Origin of the sequence: Pelomonas sp. KK5, from assembly GCF_001984095.1 — a bacterium.
GTDB lineage: Bacteria > Pseudomonadota > Gammaproteobacteria > Burkholderiales > Burkholderiaceae_C > KK5.
Genome location: NZ_LYVQ01000318.1, coordinates 1 through 5,573, shown reverse-complemented (window position 1 = coordinate 5,573; position 5,573 = coordinate 1). Strand labels below are relative to the sequence as shown.

Annotated in this window: 2 tRNA genes and 2 rRNA genes; all 4 read right to left on the bottom strand. The window is 52.0% G+C overall.

The features are described from left to right. Positions 1–9: 9 nt before the first annotated feature. A 23S ribosomal RNA gene (locus B0W88_RS29205) occupies positions 10–2,889 on the bottom strand. A gap of 334 nt (positions 2,890–3,223) precedes the next feature. Next, a tRNA-Ala gene (locus tag B0W88_RS29200) sits at positions 3,224–3,299 on the bottom strand. Positions 3,300–3,320: 21 nt separating this feature from the next. Further along, positions 3,321–3,397 (bottom strand) — tRNA-Ile (locus B0W88_RS29195). 189 nt (positions 3,398–3,586) lie between these two features. Continuing rightward, positions 3,587–5,110, bottom strand: a 16S ribosomal RNA gene (locus B0W88_RS29190). The 16S and 23S rRNA genes sit together here with 2 tRNA genes alongside, the layout of an rRNA operon. Positions 5,111–5,573 lie beyond the last annotated feature (463 nt).

Sequence of the window (5,573 nt, the reverse complement as noted above, 5' to 3'; positions counted from 1 at the left end):
CAAAGTTATAGGGTCAAGCCTCACGGGCAATTAGTACTGGTTAGCTTAACGCGTTACCGCGCTTCCACACCCAGCCTATCAACGTCCTGGTCTCGAACGACCCTTCAGGGGGCTCTAGGCCCCGGCAAGACTCATCTTGAGACGAGTTTCCCGCTTAGATGCTTTCAGCGGTTATCTCTTCCGCACTTAGCTACTCGGCGATGCCACTGGCGTGACAACCGATACACCAGAGGTGCGTCCACTCCGGTCCTCTCGTACTAGGAGCAGGCTCTCTCAATCTTGCAGCGCCCACGGAAGATAGGGACCAAACTGTCTCACGACGTTTTAAACCCAGCTCACGTACCTCTTTAAATGGCGAACAGCCATACCCTTGGGACCGGCTACAGCCCCAGGATGAGATGAGCCGACATCGAGGTGCCAAACACCGCCGTCGATATGAACTCTTGGGCGGTATCAGCCTGTTATCCCCAGAGTACCTTTTATCCGTTGAGCGATGGCCCTTCCATACAGAACCACCGGATCACTTTGTCCTACTTTCGTACCTGCTCGACTTGTCAGTCTCGCAGTCAAGCACGCTTATGCCAATGCACTATCGTCACGATTTCCGACCGTAACTAGCGTACCTTCGAACTCCTCCGTTACGCTTTGGGAGGAGACCGCCCCAGTCAAACTGCCCACCATACACTGTCCCCAATCCCGATTCAGGGACCAAGGTTAGAACCTCAAACACACCAGGGTGGTATTTCAACGTCGGCTCCATATGATCTAGCGACCATACTTCAAAGCCTCCCACCTATCCTACACAGATCTGTTCAAAGTCCAATGTAAAGCTACAGTAAAGGTTCATGGGGTCTTTCCGTCTTTCCGCGGGGAGATTGCATCATCACAAACATTTCAACTTCGCTGAGTCTCTGGAGGAGACAGTGTGGCCATCATTACTCCATTCGTGCAGGTCGGAACTTACCCGACAAGGAATTTCGCTACCTTAGGACCGTTATAGTTACGGCCGCCGTTTACTGGGACTTCAGTCAAGAGCTTGCACCCCATCATTTAATCTTCCAGCACCGGGCAGGAGTCACACCCTATACGTCGACTTTCGTCTTTGCAGAGTGCTGTGTTTTTAATAAACAGTTGCAGCCACCGATTCTCTGCGGCCTTTATCGGCTCCCCAAGTAAATGGTTCACCTACCAAAGGCACACCTTCTTCCGAAGTTACGGTGTCAATTTGCCGAGTTCCTTCTCCAGAGTTCTCTCAAGCGCCTTAGAATACTCATCTCGCGCACCAGTGTCGGTTTGCGGTACGGTCGTCAATAGCTGAAGCTTAGTGGCTTTTCCTGGAAGCAGGGTATCACTCACTTCGGCAGCATGCTGCCTCGTTATCACGCCTCATCTCAGATCTCCGGATTTGCCTAGAGACCACGACTACACGCTTGAACCAACTATTCCAACAGTTGGCTGAGCTAACCTTCTCCGTCCCCACATCGCACTATTGATCGGTACAGGAATATTGACCTGTTTCCCATCAGCTACGCATCTCTGCCTCGCCTTAGGGGCCGACTCACCCTACGCCGATGAACGTTGCGTAGGAAACCTTGCGCTTTCGGCGAGGGGGCTTTTCACCCCCTTTAACGCTACTCATGTCAGCATTCGCACTTCTGATACCTCCAGCAGCCTTCACAAGCCACCTTCACAGGCTTACAGAACGCTCTCCTACCACGCACATTACTGTGCATCCGCAGCTTCGGTAACTGGCTTAGCCCCGTTACATCTTCCGCGCAGGACGACTCGATCAGTGAGCTATTACGCTTTCTTTAAATGATGGCTGCTTCTAAGCCAACATCCTGACTGTTTTAGCCTTCCCACTTCGTTTCCCACTTAGCCAATTTTGGGGACCTTAGCTGGCGGTCTGGGTTGTTTCCCTCTTGAGTCCGGACGTTAGCACCCGGTGCTCTGTCTCCCAAGCTGTACTCTGCGGTATTCGGAGTTTGCAATGGTTTGGTAAGTCGCCATGACCCCCTAGCCATAACAGTGCTCTACCCCCGCAGGTAATACTTGAGGCACTACCTAAATAGTTTTCGGAGAGAACCAGCTATTTCCAAGTTTGTTTAGCCTTTCACCCCTATCCACAGCTCATCCGCTAGTTTTGCAACACTAGTCGGTTCGGACCTCCAGCACCTGTTACGGTACCTTCATCCTGGCCATGGATAGATCACTTGGTTTCGGGTCTACACCCAGCGACTAATTCGCCCTATTCGGACTCGATTTCTCTACGGCTACCCTATTCGGTTAACCTCGCCACTGAATGTAAGTCGCTGACCCATTATACAAAAGGTACGCAGTCACCCTTGCGGGCTCCTACTTTTTGTATGCATGCGGTTTCAGGATCTATTTCACTCCCCTCCCGGGGTTCTTTTCGCCTTTCCCTCACGGTACTTGTTCACTATCGGTCGATTACGAGTATTTAGCCTTGGAGGATGGTCCCCCCACGTTCAGACAGGGTTTCTCGTGCCCCGCCCTACTCTATTTGCGCCTAGTTCCACAATCAACATTTCTCATACGGGGCTATCACCCGCTATGGCCGGACTTTCCATTCCGTTCTGATATGCCAACTGCTAAAACGCAAGGGCTACTCCGATTTCGCTCGCCACTACTCTCGGAATCTCGGTTGATGTCTTTTCCTCGAGCTACTGAGATGTTTCAGTTCACCCGGTTCGCCACGTCATGCCTATGTATTCAGCATGCGTTACCGCTCGCGCGGTGGGTTTCCCCATTCGGAAATCTCCGGATCAAAGCTAATTTGCCAGCTCCCCGAAGCTTATCGCAGGCTATCACGTCCTTCTTCGCCTGTAATCGCCAAGGCATCCACCACATGCACTTAGTCACTTGACCCTATAACTTTGACAGCGCTGACGGCACTGTCGATCAAGGACACGATCCCAATCGATTCCTCGATCAGGCCGTTTTTTGAGTATTCACGCGTTACGCCGTTCTTCATATCCAAACAATTTCTTGCTCAGTTGAAGTTCTATGTTGACGCAATCAAATGTCATCAGTGGCACGGTGCTCAGCTCCCTTTACGAAGCCTTGCTTTCCACTGACAACGCTGATTCGACTCTACAAATTGTTAAAGAACAACAGCCGACTTTTAAAGTCTTGCTGGCAATTCAAAATGCTCCAGACTCTCATCTGAAGCTCTTTGAATTGCCAACGTATTCAGAGTAAATGGTGGAGGATGACGGGATCGAACCGACGACCCCCTGCTTGCAAAGCAGGTGCTCTCCCAGCTGAGCTAATCCCCCGATTGATTCTCATCAACCTCGTGGTGGGTCTGGCTGGATTCGAACCAGCGACCCCCGCCTTATCAAGACGGTGCTCTAACCGACTGAGCTACAGACCCACGTTGTTTTAACGTGCCTGCCTCTCAGTACGCTCGCCCTTGTCACTGACCAGGCCAGCTCGGCAGGCTCACGTATTTACTCTTCACTGTTGTGTGTCAACAGCCGATAAGTGTGGGCGCTTAAAAACGAGTCATTTGGATCTCGCTGGTCCCCTACCCGAAGGCAGTTGACTGCTCGATCTACTCTAGAAAGGAGGTGATCCAGCCGCACCTTCCGATACGGCTACCTTGTTACGACTTCACCCCAGTCACGAACCCTGCCGTGGTAATCGCCCCCCTTGCGGTTAGGCTAACTACTTCTGGCAGAACCCGCTCCCATGGTGTGACGGGCGGTGTGTACAAGACCCGGGAACGTATTCACCGCGGCAAGCTGATCCGCGATTACTAGCGATTCCGACTTCACGCAGTCGAGTTGCAGACTACGATCCGGACTACGACCGGTTTTCTGGGATTGGCTCCCCCTCGCGGGTTGGCAGCCCTCTGTACCGGCCATTGTATGACGTGTGTAGCCCTACCCATAAGGGCCATGATGACCTGACGTCATCCCCACCTTCCTCCGGTTTGTCACCGGCAGTCTCATTAGAGTGCCCTTTCGTAGCAACTAATGACAAGGGTTGCGCTCGTTGCGGGACTTAACCCAACATCTCACGACACGAGCTGACGACGGCCATGCAGCACCTGTGTTCTGGCTCTCTTTCGAGCACTCCCAAATCTCTTCAGGATTCCAGACATGTCAAGGGTAGGTAAGGTTTTTCGCGTTGCATCGAATTAAACCACATCATCCACCGCTTGTGCGGGTCCCCGTCAATTCCTTTGAGTTTCAACCTTGCGGCCGTACTCCCCAGGCGGTCAACTTCACGCGTTAGCTACGTTACTGAGAAGAAACCCTCCCAACAACCAGTTGACATCGTTTAGGGCGTGGACTACCAGGGTATCTAATCCTGTTTGCTCCCCACGCTTTCGTGCATGAGCGTCAGTACAGGTCCAGGGGATTGCCTTCGCCATCGGTGTTCCTCCGCATATCTACGCATTTCACTGCTACACGCGGAATTCCATCCCCCTCTACCGTACTCTAGTCATGCAGTCACAAAGGCAGTTCCCAGGTTGAGCCCGGGGATTTCACCTCTGTCTTGCATAACCGCCTGCGCACGCTTTACGCCCAGTAATTCCGATTAACGCTTGCACCCTACGTATTACCGCGGCTGCTGGCACGTAGTTAGCCGGTGCTTATTCTTCAGGTACCGTCATTAGCCCTCTGTATTAGAGAAAGCCGTTTCTTCCCTGACAAAAGCGGTTTACAACCCGAAGGCCTTCTTCCCGCACGCGGCATGGCTGGATCAGGCTTGCGCCCATTGTCCAAAATTCCCCACTGCTGCCTCCCGTAGGAGTCTGGGCCGTGTCTCAGTCCCAGTGTGGCTGGTCGTCCTCTCAGACCAGCTACAGATCGTCGGCTTGGTGAGCCTTTACCTCACCAACTACCTAATCTGATATCGGCCGCTCCAATCGCGCGAGGTCTTGCGATCCCCCGCTTTCACCCTCAGGTCGTATGCGGTATTAGCTGCTCTTTCGAGCAGTTATCCCCCACGACTGGGCACGTTCCGATACATTACTCACCCGTTCGCCACTCGTCAGCTTAACCTGTTACCGTTCGACTTGCATGTGTAAGGCATGCCGCCAGCGTTCAATCTGAGCCAGGATCAAACTCTACAGTTCGATCTTGAATTTACTCAACGGAATCGACTTGAACTATCTACATAGTAAAAGTCTATTTTCCGTGAGCGTTTAAAGTCTAAGAGACTTGATACTTGTCACCAAGCATCAAAACTCGCCTTCAAACGCCCACGCTTATCGGCTGTTAATTTTTAAAGAACCAAACAACTCGCAACCTCAGTCGCTTTGCCGTTCGCGCTGATCAGTGATCAGCAGAGAAGCGAGATTATGTCAGCGTTTTGATCAACTCGTCAAGTGATTTTCGAAAATTTCTTTTGAAACTCTCTCGATCACCGGATCAATCAAAACTCGATTCAAACAGCCAGTATTACCAGCCACTCGGATCGGTCAAAACCTCACCCCTTCCCTGACCGGCATCAGCAACCTGCTTTGCAAGTCGCGCTGCGTTTTGATCAGCGAAGCCCGCTACTGTAGCACAGCTTTTTTGGCCGTCACAAGACTTTCG